16 protein-coding genes are annotated in these 21,450 nt (G+C 55.2%); 8 read left to right on the forward strand and 8 right to left on the reverse strand.

Annotated features, from left to right (window positions below; genetic code table 11):
• Nucleotides 1-25 precede the first annotated feature (25 nt).
• From AC2FMY_RS06355 to AC2FMY_RS06365, 3 genes are all read left to right on the forward strand, one after another.
• Complete coding sequence (locus AC2FMY_RS06355) at nucleotides 26-1,234, forward strand: multidrug effflux MFS transporter (RefSeq protein ID WP_496807144.1); 1,209 nt, start codon at nucleotides 26-28, stop codon at nucleotides 1,232-1,234.
• Nucleotides 1,235-1,287: 53 nt separating this feature from the next.
• Nucleotides 1,288-2,952, forward strand: coding sequence for a tetratricopeptide repeat protein (locus AC2FMY_RS06360; protein WP_496746451.1), 1,665 nt, complete (start codon nucleotides 1,288-1,290; stop codon nucleotides 2,950-2,952).
• A gap of 131 nt (nucleotides 2,953-3,083) precedes the next feature.
• Nucleotides 3,084-3,626, forward strand: coding sequence for an SH3 domain-containing protein (locus AC2FMY_RS06365; RefSeq protein WP_496746449.1), 543 nt, complete (start codon nucleotides 3,084-3,086; stop codon nucleotides 3,624-3,626).
• Between the two features lie 4 nt (nucleotides 3,627-3,630).
• Here AC2FMY_RS06365 and mfd read toward each other — a convergent pair whose 3' ends face one another.
• Both mfd and AC2FMY_RS06375 read right to left on the reverse strand, forming a co-directional pair.
• Nucleotides 3,631-7,086 carry a transcription-repair coupling factor gene (gene mfd / locus AC2FMY_RS06370; protein WP_496807145.1) on the reverse strand — a complete coding sequence of 1,152 codons (3,456 nt, stop codon included), beginning with the start codon at nucleotides 7,084-7,086 and terminating at the stop codon, nucleotides 3,631-3,633.
• 24 nt (nucleotides 7,087-7,110) lie between these two features.
• Complete coding sequence (locus tag AC2FMY_RS06375; protein ID WP_480750925.1) at nucleotides 7,111-7,635, reverse strand: component of SufBCD complex; 525 nt, start codon at nucleotides 7,633-7,635, stop codon at nucleotides 7,111-7,113.
• A 123-nt stretch (nucleotides 7,636-7,758) separates the two neighbouring features.
• On the opposite strand from AC2FMY_RS06375, the gene hemB reads away from it, so the two are divergent.
• The 4 genes from hemB to AC2FMY_RS06395 all read left to right on the forward strand — a co-directional run bounded on the left by hemB (nucleotide 7,759) and on the right by AC2FMY_RS06395 (nucleotide 12,590).
• The gene (gene hemB, locus AC2FMY_RS06380) at nucleotides 7,759-8,757 is read left to right on the forward strand and encodes a porphobilinogen synthase (RefSeq protein WP_496746445.1); all 999 of its coding nucleotides are present in this window, start codon (nucleotides 7,759-7,761) and stop codon (nucleotides 8,755-8,757) included.
• Between the two features lie 143 nt (nucleotides 8,758-8,900).
• Complete coding sequence (locus AC2FMY_RS06385; RefSeq protein ID WP_480750923.1) at nucleotides 8,901-9,473, forward strand: lipid-binding SYLF domain-containing protein; 573 nt, start codon at nucleotides 8,901-8,903, stop codon at nucleotides 9,471-9,473.
• A 147-nt stretch (nucleotides 9,474-9,620) separates the two neighbouring features.
• Nucleotides 9,621-12,083, forward strand: a complete 2,463-nt coding sequence (locus AC2FMY_RS06390) for a penicillin acylase family protein (protein ID WP_496746443.1) — start codon at nucleotides 9,621-9,623, stop codon at nucleotides 12,081-12,083.
• A 111-nt stretch (nucleotides 12,084-12,194) separates the two neighbouring features.
• Nucleotides 12,195-12,590: an SgcJ/EcaC family oxidoreductase gene (locus AC2FMY_RS06395; protein WP_496746441.1), complete on the forward strand. Its 396-nt coding sequence runs from the start codon at nucleotides 12,195-12,197 to the stop codon at nucleotides 12,588-12,590.
• A 3-nt stretch (nucleotides 12,591-12,593) separates the two neighbouring features.
• On the opposite strand, the gene hflX is transcribed toward AC2FMY_RS06395, so the two are convergent.
• From hflX to trkA, 4 genes are all read right to left on the reverse strand, one after another.
• Nucleotides 12,594-13,865 (reverse strand): GTPase HflX, encoded by a 1,272-nt coding sequence (gene hflX / locus AC2FMY_RS06400; RefSeq protein WP_496746440.1) that lies wholly within the window; start codon nucleotides 13,863-13,865, stop codon nucleotides 12,594-12,596.
• A complete protein-coding gene (hfq, locus tag AC2FMY_RS06405) occupies nucleotides 13,865-14,104 on the reverse strand; it encodes an RNA chaperone Hfq (RefSeq protein ID WP_005982826.1) in 240 nt (79 codons plus the stop codon). Before hfq ends, hflX begins: the two co-directional genes overlap by 1 nt.
• Nucleotides 14,105-14,237: 133 nt before the next feature.
• The gene (locus AC2FMY_RS06410) at nucleotides 14,238-15,734 is read right to left on the reverse strand and encodes a TrkH family potassium uptake protein (protein WP_496746438.1); all 1,497 of its coding nucleotides are present in this window, start codon (nucleotides 15,732-15,734) and stop codon (nucleotides 14,238-14,240) included.
• Nucleotides 15,735-15,775: 41 nt separating this feature from the next.
• The gene (gene trkA / locus AC2FMY_RS06415; RefSeq protein ID WP_480750918.1) at nucleotides 15,776-17,152 is read right to left on the reverse strand and encodes a Trk system potassium transporter TrkA; all 1,377 of its coding nucleotides are present in this window, start codon (nucleotides 17,150-17,152) and stop codon (nucleotides 15,776-15,778) included.
• Between the two features lie 96 nt (nucleotides 17,153-17,248).
• On the opposite strand from trkA, the gene AC2FMY_RS06420 reads away from it, so the two are divergent.
• Nucleotides 17,249-17,728, forward strand: coding sequence for a hypothetical protein (locus AC2FMY_RS06420; RefSeq protein WP_496807146.1), 480 nt, complete (start codon nucleotides 17,249-17,251; stop codon nucleotides 17,726-17,728).
• Between the two features lie 14 nt (nucleotides 17,729-17,742).
• Here the strand turns inward: AC2FMY_RS06420 and ntrX are convergent, their stop codons facing one another.
• Together ntrX and AC2FMY_RS06430 are read right to left on the reverse strand one after the other, a co-directional pair.
• Complete coding sequence (gene ntrX, locus AC2FMY_RS06425) at nucleotides 17,743-19,152, reverse strand: nitrogen assimilation response regulator NtrX (RefSeq protein WP_496807147.1); 1,410 nt, start codon at nucleotides 19,150-19,152, stop codon at nucleotides 17,743-17,745.
• Entirely contained in the window at nucleotides 19,149-21,434 is a 2,286-nt protein-coding gene (locus AC2FMY_RS06430) for a sensor histidine kinase NtrY-like (protein ID WP_496807148.1), read from the reverse strand. Before AC2FMY_RS06430 ends, ntrX begins: the two co-directional genes overlap by 4 nt.
• Between the last annotated feature and the right edge of the window lie 16 nt (nucleotides 21,435-21,450).

The raw sequence follows: 21,450 nt of genomic DNA on the forward strand, positions 1-21,450 counted from the left end.
AGCGCGAATGGGTAAGGAGACGCCGATGGCCGACCGAATGTCCAAGGCCGAATTCATTGCGCTGATTGCAATGATGTTCGCGACAATCGCATTTTCGATCGACTCAATGCTGCCCGCGCTGCCCGACATCGGAGCACAACTCAGCCCGGGCGACGTGAATCGGGCGCAGTTGATCTTGACCTCCTTCGTTCTGGGTATGGGCATCGGCACCTTCTTTACCGGGCCACTGTCGGACGCTTTCGGGCGCAAACCGGTGATCTTTGGAGGAGCCAGCCTTTATATCCTGGCTTCCGCAGTTGCATGGGCCAGTTCGTCGCTTGAGATGGTTCTGGCCGCGCGAGTATTGCAGGGATTGGGAGCCGCAGGGCCACGGGTTGTCGCCATGGCGATCGTTCGGGACCTGTATGCCGGGCGCGAAATGGCGCGGATCGTGTCGATCGCCATGATGATCTTTACGCTGGTACCTGCTGTCGCGCCGATGCTCGGTGCTGGTGTCATCGCAATGGCAGGTTGGCGTGGCATATTCATGTCCTTCATACTGTTCTCTCTTATCTCGATTACCTGGATGGGACTGCGCCTGCCCGAGTCGTTGCCCCGCGAAAACCGACGCCCCTTACGGCTTCCCTTGATGGTCAGCTCCGCAATGGAAATGTTCACGCATCCGACTGTGCGTTTGTCGATCATCGTCCAAACCCTGTGCATGGGGGTTCTGTTCACCATGTTGACCATGGTGCAACCAGTGTATGATGTGATCCATGATCGGGCCGACAGCTTTCCTTTCTGGTTTGGTTTCGTGGCTCTGATATCTGGATCGGCCAGCGTCCTTAACGCAGCGGTGGTAGTGCGGGTCGGTATGCGCAGGATGGTGACATGTACACTTGCCGCCCAGATCGTGTTGACATCGCTTGTCATTGCCCTGAACTCTGTCGATCTGCCGCCGAATGCTTCTTTTGCTCTCTTTGTCGGCTGGCAGGCATCAATCTTTTTCATGGCTGGAACAACCCTAGGCAATCTGAACGCCATCGCGATGGAACCCATGGGGCACATTGCGGGTATGGCTGCATCCGTTATCGGCGCGATCTCCACGGTACTCGCTGCTGCAATTGCGGCTCCCGTCGGGCTGTTGTTTGATGGTTCGCTGACACCGCTGACATTCGGCACCCTCACGATGTGCATCGTCGCCTTTGCATTGATGCTGCACATGGGACGGATCGAGGACCACTTACCAGCATAACCTGTTTGATTTCGCACAAGTGGGCTACAATCCCCTCAAGCAAGGGGGACTTCATGAGCGCCTATTACGATCTTGGAACATATTCGAGCCCGGTAACAACTCGGTCTGCGCAGGCACAGCTTTGGTTTGATCGAGGTTTGATCTGGACCTACGGCTATAACCATACCGAAGCTGTCGCCTGCTTTGAAAAAGCAGCACATGCGGATCCGGACTGCGCCATGGCATACTGGGGCATCGCCTATACCTCCGGCCCAAATTACAACATGCCTTGGGAACGTTTGGATACCCAAGGTCGCGCTGATGCGTTGGCCAAATCTTATGACGCCACGCAAAAGGCATTGTCGTTAGTGGACGGTGTGACCCCGGCAGAATCCGCCCTGATTGGCGCTCTGCCAGCACGTTATCCTCAGCGCCATTTGACTGATGAAATGCACCTCTGGGATCATGATTTTGCGGATGCGATGCGGGCTGCGTTTGCCGAGGTTCACGATCACCTTGATGTTCGAACAATTTATGCCGAATCTCTGCTCAACCTGACTCCATGGCAGATGTGGAATTTGGAAACTGGCGAACCTGCCGAAGGTGCCGCCACATTGGAAGCGCAGAAGGTTATGGAATGGGCCATGGCCAATGACCCGGCCGCCATGTCTCATCCCGGTCTTTTGCATCTTTACGTACATCTGATGGAGATGTCCCCGACCCCCGAAAAAGCATTGAAAGCAGGTGATGTTCTCAGAACACTGGTGCCGGATGCAGGTCACCTTGTGCACATGCCGACCCATATCGACGTGCAATGTGGCCATTATCACAATGTGGTCCATTGGAACGAGGCAGCCGTCGAGGCCGATCTGAAGTATTACGAACGCGAAGGCGCGTTCAACATTTATACCGGCTATCGCCAGCACAATTATCACTTTGTGATTTATGGTTCCTTGTTCCTCGGTCAAATGGAACCGGCCTTACGCGCCAATCAAGGTATCTGGGACACCACACCCGAAGAGATGTTGCGCATCGAAAGCCCGCCCATGGCCGACTATTTCGAAAGTTACATGGCCATGGGGCCGCACATCCTGATCCGGTTTGGCCGCTGGGAGGAGGCACTGCAGCTTGAGATGCCCCAGGATGAGGATCTATTCTGCACCCTCGCAGCGACAACGCGGTATGCACGTGCTCTGGCTTTTGCGGCAACCGGCCAGGTCCGTGAAGCGGAAAACGAAGAAAAACTGTTCCTCAAAGCCGCAGTACGGGTTCCGGAAACACGTCTATTACATAACAACAGGGTTATCGATCTACTTGAAGTCGCAAAGGAAATGTTGCGCGGCGAGATCGAGTATCGGAAAGGCAACTATGACATCGCCTATTCTCACTTGCGCCATTCCGTCGAGTTGGACGATGGCTTGCAGTACGACGAGCCTTGGGGTTGGATGCAGCCGACACGCCACGCTTTGGGGGCCTTGCTGTTAGAACAAGGCCGTATTGAAGAAGCCGAAACAGTCTATCGTGAAGATTTGGGTTTAGCAGGGACTCTTGGCCGCGCGCTTATCCACCCGAACAATGTCTGGAGCCTTAAGGGGCTGTATGACTGCCTCAATAAACGTGGCGAACATGCTGAAATAAAACAGATTCACCAACAACTAAATTTTGCACTGGCAAGAGCGGACCGGGTAGTCGGCGCATCATGTTTCTGTGCTCGGGCTGCAATGAAGGCTGCGGAATGAGATTCTGGATACTACTGTCACTTACTGTTTTTGCCACTCATGCACTCGCTGAACGCCAATCCTTTCCACCTACAGACGAAGCCGGAAGCGACCCAGACCTCGAGGTATTCCGCAAAGGTCTTAGGATAGCAGTGGCTAATCGTGATGTCGAAACTGTTGTGGCCTCGGCATGCCCGGACATTCACCTCAGCCTCGGAGGCCAGGGTGGCCCAGAGGAGCTTCGCCTGAACCTCACTCTACCGCCGGAAACCCTGTCCGAAGAGTTTCAACACGAGGCCGATGAGTTGCGCGCAGAATACTGGACCGCACTTTCGGATACGCTTGAAGCGCCGGGATATTTCGATGAACAGGGCGAGTTCTGGATGCCTTATCAGTGGCAGATCAGGTTGCCTGCAGATGTCGACCCATTTGATACGTATTTTGTGACCGGAGAGAGAGTAGCTTTGCGCTCGGAAGGCACTTCAGACGCTACGATCCTTGATCTCATCAGTCACGAAGTCGTTTTCGCGTTCGGTTTCGATCCTGACGCCGACTACCAAAAAATCCGGCTTACAGACGGGGCGGAAGGCTACATGCACCGCGACTTTTTATGGTCCATGGTTGGGTATCGTGCAGCCTTCGCAAAATCACCAAACGGTGACTGGCAACTGTGCACCTTTGTTGCAGGAGACTGACGTCTCAGGCTTTAACCTTTCTCTTGGTCTCGATCACCTTCTCGGCCAAATCGCGAGCTATTGCAAAGGCGCCCTTGATCTTGTCGCTGTCATTTTTCCAGTCGCGGCGCACGACAATCTTGTTGTCTTTGACCTTTGCCAACCCGCGCTGGTTCTGAATGAACTCCACTAACCCCTCGGGTGAAGCAAACTTGTCGTTGTGGAACTGGATCGTCGCCCCTTTTGGCCCCCCATCCATCTTGGCGATCCCTGCCCGTTTGCACATTGCCTTGATACGAACCACCAGTAGAAGGGTGTTGACCTCCTTGGGAAGAGAACCGAAACGATCGATCAATTCTACGGCAAAGCCTTCTAGCTCCACCTTGGACGACAGTGACGATAACCGGCGATACAGACCTAGCCGCACATCCAAATCCGGTACGAAATCCTCGGGGATCAGAACCGAAACACCAAGGTTGATCTGTGGCGCCCATTGGTCGTCGGCATCGCTCAGGCCCCCGAGTTCTCCGGCCTTAATCTTTGCAATCGCCTCTTCCAGCATTGATTGATACAGTTCATAGCCCACGTCGCGCATCTGGCCGGATTGTTCCTCGCCCAACAGGTTCCCGGCACCTCGAATATCGAGGTCTTGCGATGCCAGAGTGAATCCCGCCCCAAGCGTGTCGAGCGAACCAAGAACACGCAGCCTCTTTTCGGCGGCGGGCGTCAGCTTCATTCGCGGCTTGGTCGTCAGATAGGCATAGGCGCGGGTCTTGGAGCGCCCTACCCTGCCCCTGATCTGATATAGCTGCGCCAACCCGAACATATCCGCCCGATGGATCACCATCGTGTTCGCGGTCGGAATGTCCAAACCGCTTTCAACGATGGTCGTTGCCAAAAGAACGTCATACTTGCCGTCATAAAAGGCATTCATCCGGTCATCCAATTCTCCCGCCGCCATTTGCCCATGGGCAACCACATAGGTCAGTTCGGGCAATTGGTCTTTCAGGAACTGTTCGATATCCGGCAGATCGGAAATTCGCGGGACCACGTAAAAACTCTGCCCACCCCGATAGTGCTCGCGCAACAATGCCTCACGGATCGTAACTGAATCGAATTCGCTCACATAAGTCCGGATCGCGAGGCGGTCGATAGGCGGCGTTCCAATGATCGACAGGTCACGCACACCGGTCAGTGACAGTTGCAACGTGCGCGGTATTGGCGTTGCGGTCAGTGTCAGAACGTGGATGTCCGACCGCAGTTGTTTCAGCCGTTCCTTATGACCCACACCAAAATGCTGTTCTTCATCTATGATTAGAAGTCCAAGATTGTTGAACCGAATGCCCTTTGCCAGCAACGCGTGTGTGCCTATCACGATATCAACCGTTCCGTTTGCAAGCCCTTCGCGGGTTTGTTGCGCCTCCTTGGCTGAAACAAATCTAGACAATTGCCGGACCTGCAATGGAAAGCCCCGAAACCTGTCCCTGAAGGACGCCGCGTGCTGGCGAGCGAGCAAGGTCGTTGGCGCGATCACTGCAACCTGCAGGCCGGACATGGCGGCCACAAACGCTGCCCGCATCGCGACCTCGGTCTTTCCGAACCCCACATCACCGCATATCAGCCGATCCATAGGAACACCTGAATGTAGATCTTCCATCACGTCCGAAATGGCGCGCAGCTGATCCTCGGTTTCCTGGTAAGGAAAGCGCGCGCTGAATTCCTCCCACGCGTGATGCGGAGGGTCCATGACCGGCGCCTTGCGCAAGGCGCGTTCGGCGGCAATCCGGATCAGGCGGTCGGCCATCTCTCGGATTCTTTCCTTGAGCCGGGCTTTCTTTGCCTGCCACGCACCGCCGCCCAGGCGATCCAGCAAGCCCTCTTCGTGACCGTATTTGGATAGAAGTTCGATGTTTTCGACCGGCAAGTACAGCTTGGCCTGTTCGGCATATTCCAACAACAGGCATTCATGCGCCGCTCCGGCGGCCGTGATCACTTCCATCCCCTGATAGCGCCCAATACCATGGTCAACATGGACAACCAGATCGCCGGGGCTGAGCGACTGGGTCTCGGTAAGGAAGTTTTCGGCCTTGCGGCGTTTCTTGGGCTGGCGGATCAGTCTGTCGCCCAGAACGTCTTGTTCGGAAACTACCGTCAGATCGGGCGTTTCGAACCCATGTTCCAAAGCCCAAACCGCCAAGTGCAGGCCGCGGTTTCCGATCCTTGTGCCATCTTTGACCGGTATCGCCTCGGCCAGACCCTCGTCTTCGATCAGCCCGGTCAAGCGCTCGCGCGCACCTTGGGAATAAGAGGCAATGAGGACCGGCCCTTTTTTCATCTTGTCGTTTATGTGCGAAGCCAACGCACCGAAAAGACTGATGTTTTCCTGTTGGCGTTCGGGTGCAAAGTTACGCCCAATCCGACCTCCGGCATCGATTACACCAGGGCCCGTCGATTGCGGCAACGGATTGAACTGCAAGACCCGTCGATCCGAAACCGCTTTGCCCCATGCGGCATCGTCTAAATACAGAAGCGAGGGAGGCGCAGGTTTGTACACCGTGTCCATTCGTGAACGGTTTTTCAGCGCCAACACCCTCGTTTCATATTGATCCTCAATACCTTCCCATCTCGACAATCGGGTCGGCGTAACCTGATCGTCCAAAGTGATCGTGGCGTCGGGAAGGTAGTCGAAAAGAGTTTCAAGCCTGTCATGAAAGAAGGGCAGCCAATGTTCCATCCCTTGGTGTTTCCGGCCTGCGGTTACCGCTTCATAAAGCGGGTCGTCAGTGCCTGCCGCGCCAAATTCGATACGGTAGTTCTGGCGAAACCGGGTTATCGCGGCGTCGTCCATGATGACTTCGGATACCGGGGCTAGTTCCACCACTTCTAGCTTTTCTGTCGTGCGCTGCGTACCTGGATCAAACCGGCGCGCGCCATCAAGAACATCTCCAAACAGGTCAAGTCGCACCGGTCCGCTTTCACCGGGCGGAAAGATGTCGATTATCCCTCCGCGAATAGCGTAGTCACCCGGTTCCATCACCGTCGGGCTTTGGGAAAACCCCATGCGAACGAGAAAGTTGCGCAATGCAGCCTCGTCTATGCGGTGATTGACACGGGCAGAAAAAGCGGCCTCGCGCAACACATCGCGGGATGGGACACGCTGGGTCGCAGCGTTCAATGTCGTCAACAAAACGAACTGCGCTGGCATCTGATGTGCAAGCGCGGCCAATGTGGCCACCCGAGCCGCTGCGATGTCCGGGTTCGGCGACACACGGTCATATGGTAGACAATCCCAACCCGGAAAGACAAAAACGGGCATGTCAGGTGCAAAGAATGCGAGCGCTGCGCGCATCGCCTCCATCCGCTTGTCATCGCGCGCGACATGGGCCACCGGTGATTTTGTCCTGGCGATTTCGTTCAAGATCAGCTGTGCGTCAAACCCTTCTGGGGCGCCGCCGACTGTCACGTGGTTCGGTGCCTTCATTGTTTTCGCCTTCCTGAATTCCACCTAGCCAAGAACACCAATCGACAGGTTTTGATACATCCCCCAAAGGGATGTTACAAAGATCGATACCATTCCGATGAGTTGAGTGTAGAGGCGGCATCGCAGAAACATCTTCGATATCACCTCCAGGTTCGGCTCTGTTGCCCGGATTCGGCGCGCCAATGACAGGTTCAGCAAGGCGACAAGAGACATAGGAAACGCCAAAAGAAAAACCGCCTGCGCAAACTCGATTCCGTAGTAGAATCCAAGCGTCAGCAACACGGTCAAAAGAAATGATATGATGCCCAACAGCCATACGCCCGAGACATCGGCAATAAAGAGTATCCGATTCACATTGATCCGGACGATATCCAAAAAATCCACCTCGGCCTGCCCCCCGGTGCGCCGGGCGCGCTGGATCAAGTCGTACGGCACGCCCAATACCCAGTGACTTGCCGAAGACCACACCACGGCAAGCGCGATCCAGAACCATAGATTCGAAAAACTTCGCATATCTATGAGTTCGATGATCGAGGAATACCAGTCCAACCGCGTTACCCTTTTATTTCTTCGCCGCAAGGTCGTTCTATTGCGGCCACGCGGCCATTGGTACACTTGAGGCTGGTGGGAATTCATGCCACCCAATGCGCAAATGTGCAAGGAGAGCGAGTCATGAAACCCACTATTGCCCCATTTCCCAACACTCGTTTCCGCCGCGCGCGTCAATCCGAAGCTATCCGAGGCCTTGTTCGCGAGAACACTCTGTCGATCAATGATCTTATCTGGCCGGTCTTTGTTCGTGACGGTGATGGCATCGAAGAACCCGTGCCATCCATGCCCGGCGTCTTTCGCCGCTCCGTTGATCTGATCAGCGATGCCGCAGTCGAGGCGCAGGCGTTAGGTATACCCGCAATCTGCATATTTCCATACACCGATCCAAACCTGAAAACCGAAGACTGCGCCGAAGCATGGAACCCCGACAACCTGTCCAACCGTGCGATCAGGGCGATCAAGGCAGCGGCACCTGACATTGCCGTGATGACTGACGTCGCTTTGGACCCCTACAACATCAATGGGCATGACGGCTATGTTGTGGACGGCGAAATCATTAACGACGCCACCGTCGACGCCCTAGTCAAGATGTCTCTCGCTCAAGCAGAGGCAGGCGCTGACATCATCGGTCCTTCGGACATGATGGATGGGCGTATCGGTGCCATTCGGCAAGCCCTCGAAAACGCAGGGCACAAGAACGTGATGATCCTGAGTTACGCCGCCAAATACGCCAGTGCATTCTATGGACCGTTCCGCGATGCGGTAGGAGCGTCGGGTGCGCTCACGGGAGACAAGAAAACTTATCAGATGGACCCGGCAAACTCGAACGAAGCGTTGCGTCTGATCGAGCGCGATCTGACCGAAGGCGCCGACATGGTGATGATCAAACCCGGAATGCCATACCTGGATATCTGCCGGCGGGTGAAGGAAACGTTCGGCGCTCCGACCTATGCCTATCAAGTGTCCGGCGAATACGCGATGGTTCAGGCCGCGGCGCAACAAGGTTGGATTGATGGCGAGAAAGTTATGCTTGAAAGCTTGCTGGCGTTCAAACGCGCGGGCTGCGACGGCATCCTGACGTACTTTGCCCCAGCAGTTGCGCGGCTTTTGAATGGCTAACAGCTCAATTTCCCGCGATTTTTCGCCTATTGTGCGGATCCGGTGGGCAGCTTTCCCGTGACAGACCCGAGCAATCGGCGTATCCTCGCCCGCAAGACCGGGAAAACTCGGCTTGATCAGGCACCAATACAGAGAAACGAGATATGAGCAGTTCCAACACCTTCCGACTGACCCGTCGCGGCTTTGCCTTTGGCATGGCCGGGCTGACCCTTACCGCAGCTTGCGGGAATGGCGTCGGCAACTCCAACGCGGCGACGATCGATGCTCGGGTCGACGCGACGCTAAACGAAATGTATTCGCGCTATCCCAACACTGTCGAAATTGCGCAAAAAGCCAATGGGATGCTGGTAATGCCACTTATTACCGAAGCTGGCTTCATCTTTGGCGGTGGTTATGGGCGCGGAGCGTTGCGCATCAACGGGGCAACTGTCGACTACTATTCAGCGGTCAAGGGAACGGCCGGTTTCCAGATCGGCGCGCAACAATATGCGCATGTCCTGTTCTTCATGACACAGGACGCACTGAACGATTTCCGCCGCTCAAGCGGATGGACTGCCGGTGCGGATATCGGCTACGTGGTCAGCGACCAGGGGCAAACTTTGACTGCTGACACCACGACCCTGCGCACGCCTGTTCTGGCTGCCATTTTCGGCCAGGCAGGCCTTCAGATCGGTGCGTCTTTGGAAGGTGCCAAATATACGCGGATCATTCCCTGATTTCTGCCCGAATTAAATGCGTGCCGAACGTGATGATTCTTCGGCGCGCGCAGACATTGCGGAACTTGTCGCCAACTCCCCTTCCGGTTCCGGCAAGCTTCCACTAATCTCCGCGCGAATGCGAAACTCAAACCTCACGGGGAGTTCATGGGTCTTCTTTTTCGCTGGTTGATGCGGATCGCGGCTGGCCTCGTCGCTCTGGTCGTCGCCGGTGTGGTATTGGTCTATTTCCTCGCCAGCCAGTCGCTGCCGGAGTACAATAAGTCGGTCAAAGTCGAAGGCCTGACCGCTCCGGTCGAAATTGTACGCGATCATTCGAACGTTCCGCACATCTTTGGCGAGAGCGATCCCGATGTTTTCTTTGGTTTGGGATATGCGCACGCACAGGACCGACTGTGGCAAATGACGGTGATGCGGCGAACTGCCCAAGGGCGCCTGTCAGAGATATTCGGTCAAAGGACCGTTCCGATCGATAAATTGCTCAGGCGGTTTGATCTTTATCGGCTTGCCCAGAAATCCGTCGATGTTCAAGACGACTACACCAAAAAAGCCCTTCAAGCCTATGCTGCTGGCGTCAATGCGCGACTCACCGAGATCAACGAGGATGCCCTGGGGCGCGGCGCACCCGAAATGTTTCTGTTCAACGCTCCTGTCGCTCCGTGGCGCCCCGGCGATAGCCTTGCAATCATCAAACTGATGGGTCTGCAACTGTCCGGCCATTTGGAAGAGGAGGTTTTGCGCGCCCGCGTCTCTCTGATGCTGGACGACCCGGCACGACTGGCTGATATCTTGCCGGATGTCCCTGGGCCGGGCACAGCCGCATTGCCAGAATACGCCGCCCTCTTTCCGGATGTCCCGCGTTACGCCAAAGGCACGGCAATGCTCGCCGACCCCTTGTCACCATTTCCGAAACGGGGTCTGGCTGGCGCGTCGAATGCATGGTCGGCAGCACCGAACCGATCCGCCAGTGGAGGAACTCTGTTGGCCAACGATCCGCATCTTGGGTTTTCGGCGCCTACAATCTGGTACCTTACCCGGCTCGAATTGGAGAATGGTGGAATTATAGGGGCCTCGATTCCCGGAGTTCCGGCCATCATGGTTGGCCGGAGCGATCGTTTGGGCTGGGGGCTGACATCAGCCTATATGGATGATCAGGATCTCTATGTCGAAAAACTCAATCCAGACAATCCCGAAGAGTACCTGACGCCGGATGGCTATAGGTCATTCGAATCGCGCCCTTCCATTATCGAGATCAAGGACGCCCCACCGATCACTCTGACCCTGCGCTGGACCGAAAACGGACCTGTCCTGCCTGGAAGTCACTATAGCCTCGAAACCATAACCCCACCTGGCCACGTTGTGTCACTTGCCTGGACTGTGTTGAGCCCAAGTGACACATCGATGAGCGCCTCATTGGCCTTGATGAACTCGAACAACGTGCGCGAAGCAATACGGTCCACCGAAGCGTTCATTGCCCCGGCACAGAACTTGTCCCTTGCAGACAAGAACACCATAGCCATGAAGCTGGTCGGCGCGATACCCGATCGCGACCCGGCGCACCAAAGTCAGGGCCGATTGCCCAGTCAGGGATGGCGCACAGAAAATCGCTGGCAGGGGCGCGCGCCCTATTCCGAAAACCCCGAATTCGTCTCACCTTCCGGTGGCTTAATGGGCAATACCAACAACAAGATCATCGACAGACCATTTCCAAATCACGTTTCTTTTGTCTGGGGCGACACCCAACGCGTGCAGCGATGGGAAAAACTAATGCAGAACCGCGAGGTGCACACCCGCGACAGTTTCATAGAAGCGCAGTTGGATCCTGTCAGTATCACAGCACGAACGTTATTGCCGCTCATCGGTGCAGATCTTTGGTTTACAGGCGAATCCGCACCCGAGGGCACACCCGAGCGGCGACGACAGATTGCCCTTGCCTTGCTGGCCGAATGGAATGGCGAGATGAACGAGCACCTTCCCGAACCGCTCATCTATGCGGCATGGGTTCGGGCGTTGCAAAAGCGGCTGATAGCTGACGAACTTGGGCCACTGGTCAGCGAATTCAAACATGTGGAGCCACTTTTCATCGAACGGGTCTTTCGCGACATCGACGGAGCATCAGTCTGGTGTGACGTGCGCCAAAGTGCTCCCTTGGAAATTTGCACGGATATGGCCCGCCTTGCCCTTGACGACGCGCTGATCTGGGTAGCCGAAAAGTATGGCGGATCACTAGAGGCGCTGCGTTGGGGGGATGCACATCAGGCGACTCACGATCATCAGGTTTTGGGATCGGTTCCGGTCCTTCGCTATTTCGTCAATATCCGCCAGTCCACCAGCGGCGGGGACAACACCCTCCAGCGCGGCCGCACATCGGGTGAAGGGCCCAATCCGTTCCTCAACGTTCACGGCGCAGGGTATCGGGGCGTTTATGACTTCGCCGATCCGGATAGTTCTGTTTTTATTACCTCCACCGGTCAGTCGGGACATTTCCTGTCGCGCCACTATGACGACCTCGCACAGCTTTGGCGGCGTGGCGAATACGTGCCAATGTCTCTGGATGCCGATCTCGCCAGGGCTGCGGCGGTCGGCACAACAAATCTGATCCCCCGCTGAGTTCAAAAGACGAGGCCTTGGCAATCAATCGCGCGATTCTCGGGAGGACATTTACGAAGCTACCCTCGTTGGCATACTCTTGGCAAACCGACGCGCCACTCGGAGGGGGCAATGGCCAGTGTTCAAGACGTTCTTCAAAACCTTGCACGCGACTATGCAATCGCCTGGAGTTCAGCGGATGCCGATACCGTGGTCTCATTTTTTGCTCCGGATGGAAAAACCTGCGTGAATGGCGGTGACGTCATTCAGGGCCATTCAGCGATAAAAGAACTCGCGCACAGCATTTTTGCTGCCTTTCCGGACCTGGAGATCCGATGCGATATGATGCGCAAAGCGGGCAATCACGCACTGTTTGTCTGGACGATGGAAGGTCACCATGCCGAGACCGGAAATCTTGTCATTTGCCGTGGATGGGAAGAGTGGGATTTCGATTCTGACCTGAAAATCCTAAACGCCAAAGGCTGGTTCAACGCTGAAGACTATCAAAAACAGATCGTTGGCGGCTGAACTTCATAACGCATCAAATCTGGCTTCTTGAATAGGTGTCCACAAAACAGAGAGCTCGAAACCCTTGTCCGATTGAGTTTCGGACTGCACAACGTCTTGTGCGAACAACCATGCCCGCTTGCGGCCTTCGGAAAAACCAAGATGTAACACAGCCTCGTTGCGCACCACTTGAAGTTCTTGCGCTATTGCTGCCAGAAGTGGTTCCACCCCCTCGCCGCTAACTGCGGAGATCGCAAAGATTTTCTTGTCTCGCGCAGCTCGTGCCAAAACGGAGGTTCGTGCTTCGTCTTCAAGCAAGTCGACCTTGTTCCAGACCTCCAACCGTAGTCGATCCTCGGTCACGCCCAATGATGCCAGAATCGCCTCGACATCCTGTGCCTGCGTTTCAGTTTCGCTGTGGCTGATGTCGCGCACATGAATGATCAGGTCCGCGCCCAGAACTTCTTCCAAGGTGGCACGAAATGCCGCGACCAGTTCAGTCGGCAAATATGAAATGAACCCGACCGTGTCCGATAAAATTACTTCGGGACCGTCAGGCAGCTGCACGCGGCGCATCGTTGGATCCAGCGTGGCGAACAGCATGTCCTTGGCCATTACTTCCGCGCCGGTCAAACGATTGAAGAGGGTCGACTTTCCTGCGTTGGTATAGCCCACCAGCGCGACAATTGGATATGGAACCTTGGCTCGCGCTGCGCGGTGCAGAGTGCGGGTTTTCACCACCTTCTCCAATTGCCGGCGCAGGCGAACCAGTTGTTCGTCAATGGCGCGTCGGTCGGCCTCGATCTGAGTTTCACCAGGACCGCCGACAAACCCAAGCCCCCCACGCTGCCGTTCAAGGTGGGTCCAGGCCCGGACTAGTCTTGTGCGTTGATAGCTAAGCGCGGCCATTTCGACCTGCAGCACACCTTCTCGGGTGCGGGCGCGGGCACTGAATATTTCAAGGATCAAGCCCGTTCGGTCCAGGATCTTGACCTTCCAAGCATTCTCGAGATTGCGCTGCTGTACCGGTGTCACCGGGCCATCAATCAGGACAAGCTCGATCTTGTTTTCGTGAAACCGGTCACCCAGCTCTTCGATCTTGCCACTGCCAAACAGATAACCGGGCTGCGCTCGCTGCAAGCGCACAATATCGTACCCGATTACGTCCAGATCAGGCAAAGCTGCAGCAAGTGCTACAGCTTCTTGCAGCGCCGGTCCCGGAAGACGACGTTCATCATCTGACTTGATATCCGGATGCAGCACCCACGCCCGGGTGAGCGTCCTGTCATGTTCCATCAAGAGGCGTCTTCGCCCTCATAAAGGTTAATTGGCTGCGACGGCATGATGGTCGATATCGCGTGCTTGTAGACCAACTGCGACTGTCCGTCGCGGCGCAACAATACGCAAAAATTATCGAACCAGGTAATCACACCCTGCAATTTAACACCGTTGATCAGGAAAATCGTAACCGGAACTTTAGCTTTCCGTACGTTATTCAGGAACGCATCCTGAAGATTCTGTCTGTCCGAAGCCATATTTTTATAATCTCGCCATTGTTCTTGCTACGCGCTGCGGACCAACGCGCTCCCTCTGGCGCAGTATGAAGTGCCGCGACAGGATATTCCAGACGAAAAAAGGAAAAGCATGACGTGACGTCAAGCAATTTCTTTAGGCGCGCCACAGGGATGGGGTCAAAAGTGCAATTATTGCCAGTGTTTCAAGACGACCGATTATCATTGCGGCACAAAGCGTGAATTTTGCTCCCACACCGAGCTCGACGAGCCGGATCGGTATTTCGGTGGCGGTTTCAATCAGCGGTCCGGCCGTCGTCAGTGAAGCGATCGTTAGCACCATAGATTGCTCGAAACTCGACCCCAAAACAGAGAACACAATGGTGAAAACGGTCAACGAAATCGCAAACAACATGAAAAAGATCCAAGCAATGAAGGCCCCATCGCGTTGAATTCGCCGATGTCCACCTGCCGTTCCGCTGATCGAGGATGGGTAGATCAACCGCTCCATCTCACGCAGCCCGTTAAGGTAAAGTGCAAAAACACGCAAAAGCTTCACGCCCCCAGCAGTAGTGGCCACACCACCACCGACCATGGCGAGCCCCATCAGAATCATTCCCGGCGTTCCCAGCCCTGACCATTGCTGTGCCTCAGCCCAATCGGAACTGACAAACCCTGTCGTCGTCAGAAAAGAGAGCACAGTGAACATACTGCCCCACAAAGACCGTAATCCTAACTCCGCATTCATCTCAGCGTTGACGTCATAAGCACCCAGCCAGTGCCTGAAAAACAAGATGAGTGGAACGGATACCACAAAAAGCAGACCCACGCGAAATTCGGGGTCTTTGTCCAGACGCGAGTAACCCGAAGCCGCAGTATCAGACGAAAAAGTCAGACGTGACAGGGCAAAGAACAAAAACAGAAACAGGATCGCTTCGCCGGTCAATCCCGACGTCGACCCTTCGAGACCGCCAACTGGTGATATCCCGGAAGTGGCCATGATTGACATCGCATGGCAGATTGCAGTCAAGCCTTTTTCGCCTGCAATCAGAAGCAGAACCCATATGACACCAGTAAGACCGGTATAAACTGGAACGAGCGTTCTTGAAATCTTAAACAACCGCCCGCGAGGATCGGCTCTTTCACTTTGCACCACGCCGAAAACAGCACGCCCTGGCTCCCCCTTGGCCGTTACTTCAAATCCGCCCAAGGACAAAGGCGCCAAGATAGCAGAGGCGGCAATCCACATTAGCAGCCCCCCCATCCAGCCCACCTGAGCGCGCCACAGATGCAACGGCGCAGACAGCCGTTGAGGATCAGGAAAAACATTTGCACCGGTCGTCGTCAACGCGCTGACCATGTCCAGATAGGCATTGAGAAAAGTCGTTGTGCCCAATGCGTCGTGGAGGGGAATTGCCAAAAAAATCGGCATGAACGCAAACGTCGCAAGCAGCGCGGCCAGTTGGCCCAAAGTACCCCGTTTCGGAAACCGGTTGAGCATTGCCAGCGCAACCATCGCCACAATCACCAGTCCAACCAGACCCGAATAAAAAAAAGACCGAGATGTTGGATGATCATTTAGCGCCAGCGAATAGCTGGCCGGAATCCACATGGAAATCGATGCAATTCCCCAAATAACCAGGAACAGCGGCATGCGCCGCAAGTACCCGATTTTTTGCTTTGCCCGGACCGCCATCAGAAAAAATCGATTGAAACCTGCATGAGCCGTTCGACCTCGGCGACATCGTCGGCCATGGCGAAAATCGCCAAAACGTCTTTTTCTTCGATCCGAAGGCTTCCGGTTGGTCGAAGAACCTCGTCACCCTTGCGCACAGCTCCGACAAGTACGCCTTCGGGAAAGTCGATATCGCGCAATTTTTGACCTGCCATGGGAGAGGTCGACAAAACCTCTGCCTCGATCACTTCAGCCTCGGCATCGCCGATCGAATAAACCTGGCGTACACGGCCATGGCGAATGTGGCGCAGGATGGAACTGACTGTGGTCGCGCGCGGGTTGATATACGCATCAACACCCAAGGGGCCCATCAGCGCCACCATACTCGGGTCGTTGACCAGCGCGATGGCCAGCGGACATCCGTCAGCCTTTGCCCTAACGGCCGCGAGCATGTTGGTCCGGTCATCATCGGTCACCGCCAACATTGCATCAGCGCGTTCGATTCCCGCTTCTTTGAGAAGCGCGGAATCAAGGCCGTCTCCATTCAGAACAATGGTACGTTCCAGCGCTTCGGCTGCCCTTTCCGCACAACGTCGGTCGCGCTCAATGATCTTGACCCGTACCCTTCCCTCACGCTCCTCCAGTGTCTTGGCCACTTCCAGACCGACATTTCCGCCGCCGACAATCACAATCCGATCCTGACGTTTCTGGGTCTTGCCAAAAACTTCCATGGTTCGATCCACGTCTTCCACTGCGGTAAAAACGTAGCATTCATCGCCGACGAAAAGTTGATCATCAGGTTCGGGTGCGAACAGCGAACCGGCTCGTCGGACGCCGACAACAATAGACTTGAGGGTTGAAAACAGGTCTGTCAGCTGCCGCAATGGCGTGTTGATGATCGGGCAAGCCTCTTCAACTCGGATGCCCAAAAGCTGCGCCCGACCGCCCATGAAAATCTCGGTGTCAAACGCTGCAGGTGCAGATAAACGGCGCATGGCAGCGGCGGCCACTTCGCGCTCGGGGCTGATAACCACATCGATAGGCAGGTGGTCGCGCCGGTACAAATCCGAGTGGATTGCCTCGAGATAGGACTTCGCCCGTAAACGCGCTATCTTTCGTTGGATTGAAAAAACCGAATGGGCCATCTGACAGGTGACCATGTTCACCTCATCTGAATGAGTTGCCGCAATGATCATATCTGCGTCTCGCGCACCTGCTCGCTCTAACACATCCGGATAGCTGGCAAAGCCCGCGATTCCCTGTACATCCAGCGTTTCCGTGGCCCGGCGCACAAGGTCGGGATTGTTGTCAACGACCGTGACATCGTTCAACTCTCCGGAAAGGTGACGCGCGATCTGCCATCCGACCTGACCTGCGCCGCAAATAATGACCTTCATTTCTCTGGCCCTTCTGCCTGAGCGTTTTGAATGACAGATGCAATTCTGGCGGTCAATTCAATTGTCTTAAACCCATGGTTGAGGCAATGTAAGCTAATGAAAACAGTGATCCCCACCAGCTTGCTCATCCTCGCTCTTACGGCCTGCGGTCCGCTGTCTCTGTACTATCGCGAAGGCGCATCAGTTTCGAAGATGCAGACCGAGACCACTGATTGTCAGATCAAGGCGCTCCGAGACGCTCCGGTCGCAAACCAGGTTCGCCAAAGCCCACCAATCTATTACCCTGGCCGAACCGTCTGCAACAGCTCTGGCCAATGCTACACAACCGGCGGTTGGTGGCAGCCGGGGCACCTCTATACCGTCGACGTCAATAAGGGCCTTCGCAATCGCGTCGAGGCACAGTGCATGGCGCAAAAGGGCTACCGGCCGGTCAGCCTTCCGCCTTGCAGGCCAAACGTGAAATCTCTTGTTCCGGCGTCTCGGACAACGACCTTGCCGCCGCTGGGCAAAGGGGCGTGTTTTGTCAGATTCGACGATGGCACATTTCAGATCATCACCCCGCAACAAGCGGGGTGACTCTTTCATGTCTCCTATTCTGCCGGTTCCGTTTCGTCCACATGCGCAACCCGGGCACCGGATTTGTTGGATGTGACAACTCCAAGCGACTTCAACTTACGATGCAACGCGCTACGCTCCATCCCGACAAAGCTTGCGGTCCGACTGATGTTTCCACCAAAGCGGTTGATCTGCGTCAAAAGATATTCCCGCTCGAACGCCTCGCGTGCTTCACGCAAAGGCAGTGTCGCCAACGCCCCGGACAAAACGACACGCCCTTCGTCTTCGGCACTTTGATCCTCGTTAGGAAGTTCCCGCGCTTCGATCACGCCGGCGCTCTCCCCTAAGATCAAAACTCGCTCCACCAGGTTCTTGAGTTGCCGCACATTACCCGGCCAGATCATCGTTTGCATCAGGGCAACGGCCTCGTCGCTAAGCTCACGTAGTGGCAATCCCTGTGTCTCGTGACACATGTCGATGAAATGCTGCGCCAGCATCGGAATGTCTTCTCGCCGCTCTTCCAATGAAGGCACGGCCACCGGAACCACGTTCAGCCGGTGATACAGTTCCTCACGGAAGCGCTCCTCGCGAATTTCGTTTTCAAGGTCCCGGGTTGTCGAAGAGATCACGCGAAGATCAACGCGAACCTTGTCTGTTCCGCCCACTCTTTGAAATTGCTGATCGACCAGAACGCGCAGGATCTTTGACTGCGTACCAAGCGGCATGTCGGCCACTTCGTCGAAATAAATCACACCTCCATGCGCTTCCTCCAGTAACCCGGATTCTATGCCGCGTTCAGAAGATTCACGCCCAAACAGCACTTCTTCCATGCGCTCGGGCTCCATCCCCGCACAATTAACGGTCACGAATGGAGCGTTTGCGCGATTTGAATGGGCGTGGATATAGCGTGCGGCGATTTCCTTGCCTGAACCCGCCGGTCCTCGCAACATTACTCGCCCATTGGATTTCGTGACCTTGTCCAACTGGTTCTGCATCGTACGGAAGGCAGCGGACTTACCGATCATTTCGGAACAACTGACTTCGCGCCGTTTCAGCGCGGCATTCTCGCGCCGCAGACGCGATGTCTCCATCGCGCGCCGGATGACAACCATCAACTGATCAATGTTGAAGGGTTTTTCTATGAAATCATAGGCACCTTGTTTGATTGCAGCCACCGCAATTTCTATATTGCCGTGCCCGGATATGATCACAACCGGTACATCGGGATTGTCGCGCTTCACCGCTTTGAGGATATCAATCCCGTCCATCCGGCTGTCCTTGAGCCAGATATCCAGGATCAGCAGCCCCGGCGGCTCGGAATTGATTGCCGTCATACATTCATCCGAATTGCCAGCCAGGCGGGTGGAATACCCTTCGTCCTCCAGGATATCGGACACCAGTTCGCGAATATCGCGCTCGTCATCTACGATCAGAATATCACTCATGATTGGCCTGCTTTCAAATTGGGTTTAATTGCCTGCTTTTGTGGTTCGGATCTCGGGTCGCTCCGGACCCTTGGTAAGCGGATCACGGCCATTGCACCGAAATGGTCCTGTCCGTCGAAAACCGGCGCATCCTCCAGGGTGAGATTGCCGCCGTGTTCTTCAATGATCTTCTTGACGATGGGCAAACCGAGCCCGGTACCTTCGTCTCGCGTAGTCACATAAGGCTCAAACAGTCTCGCCCGATCCTCAGGTAACCCAATGCCGTTATCGGCTATCGTGATTTGGACACCATCGGTAAGCTCCCTCATCGCCACGCGGATTTCCGGAGCATGATGTTCAAGGACGCCATTTTTCTTAAAAGTTTCAATCGCTTCTCCGGCGTTTTTGATAAGGTTTGTCAGTGCTTGATTGATCATCGTCGCATCCACATCCACAATGATGGGTTCTTCAGGAAGATCCGCCTCGATTCTGACATCCGGTTGCCCTGCCTGCTGTAACAGCACGGCTTCCCGAACCAACTCGACCAAATCTTCTTCGTGCCGGTCCGGATCTGGCATTCGCGCAAATTTGGAGAACTCATCGACAATACGCCGTAGATCATTGGTCTGACGCACGATTACATCCGTCATCGCCGTGAGAACATCACAGTCTTCCCCATCAAGCTTATGCGAGAATTTTCGTTTTATTCTTTCAGCACTTAACTGAATTGGCGTCAGCGGATTCTTGATTTCGTGTGCAATCCGTCGGGCCACATCGCCCCAAGCAGCCATACGTTGTGCACTGACCAGATCAGTGACATCGTCAAAGGCGACCACATAGCCCTCAAGTCTGCCATCCTCGTTACGCCGAGTCGACATTCGAACTAACAGATTTTCCAGCCGACCCTTCCGGGTCACTTTGACTTCTCCCTGAACAGTCTCCTGCGTCCCGATTTCCAGTGTTTCGAAAAGTGGCAGGAACTCTGGTACCGCAACCCCCAAAGCCAGACTCTGTTCATCACCCGTCCAATCGAGCAAGCGTTCTGCCGATCGGTTCACAAAGGTGATCTTTCCGCCCGAATCCAGCCCTACAACGCCAGAAGTAACCGAGCTCAAAACCGAATCGAAGAGCCTACGCCGGCGTTCGATTTGTTGCGTGTTCTCAAGCAAGGCGTCGCGTTGGCCTTTAAGTTGTCGCGTCATCTGATTGAAGTAGCGACCCAACATCGATATTTCATCATCTCCATCACCTTCGGCCACTTGCACGCTCAAATCCCCTGCCCCAACACGCTGTGCCGCCGTTGTCAGCCAGCCGACCGGGCGCGACAATCGTTCAGCGAACCACATGCCTAAGGACACCGCAGCCAGAATAAGGATGACCGCAAATCCCAGATACAAAAGCCCGAATTCAAAAAGAACCTTGCCGCGCTCACTTTCCAGTTGCTGGTAAAACCGCACTGTTTCCTTTGTATCATCCAGAAGATTCAGTATTTCGCCGTCGACTTCCCGGCTCACATACAGATAGCGATCCAGATACACTTCCAGGGGAACAAGCGCACGGAATTCGTTGTTGCCCCAGTCTTGGATGATCAGAAAGCCTTCATCGTCCGATTGTACAATCTCATTGTTTGTTGGTTTTTCAAAATTGAATAGGTAAGAACGATCTCCCCGTGCTCGGATTTCACCTGTTCCGTCGATGATATAGGCTTCGCGTAATCCGCGTTGTATCTGGCTTTGGCCCTGCGCCAGCACTTCGCGCAGCTCGGCGTCAGTAACAAAATAGTTCAATTGACGCGCCCGATCGAGAAAACGTGCAAGAACAATCGCGTCTTGGCGCAAGCCTTCGCGGTGCTCCAGTTCATAGGCTTCGGCAGCGGACAGAGATGACCCAACCACCTGGCGCACTCGATCCGAAAACCAGCCTTCCAAACCAATATTGATGGTCAGCCCCGCAAAGATCGCAACTGTAACCGTCGGGACCAACGCCAACAACGTGAATGCGCCAATCAAGCGCAAATGCAGGCGCGACCCGGCCGACTTGGCGCGGCGTGCCACAACCAAACGCCCCAGCTGCCCCAGCACCAATGCGGCAAGGAACAGGACGTAGACCAAATCTGCCAGCAAAACGAGCCGCAAGGCCGATGCGGAAGCGCCAAGATCAAATGGACCGATGACAAGATACGTTGCAAAGGCCAGAACAGGCCCTAAAAGAACAAGCCCCAACGTCCCGAAATTGCGCAATCTTCTGGACTTGCGCCACCGATTGATCGATGGGATTGACCCGTACTGTGACCGGGATACCACCTGCTGCCCTCATTCT

This window comes from Ruegeria sp. YKSE079 (genome assembly GCF_059612845.1).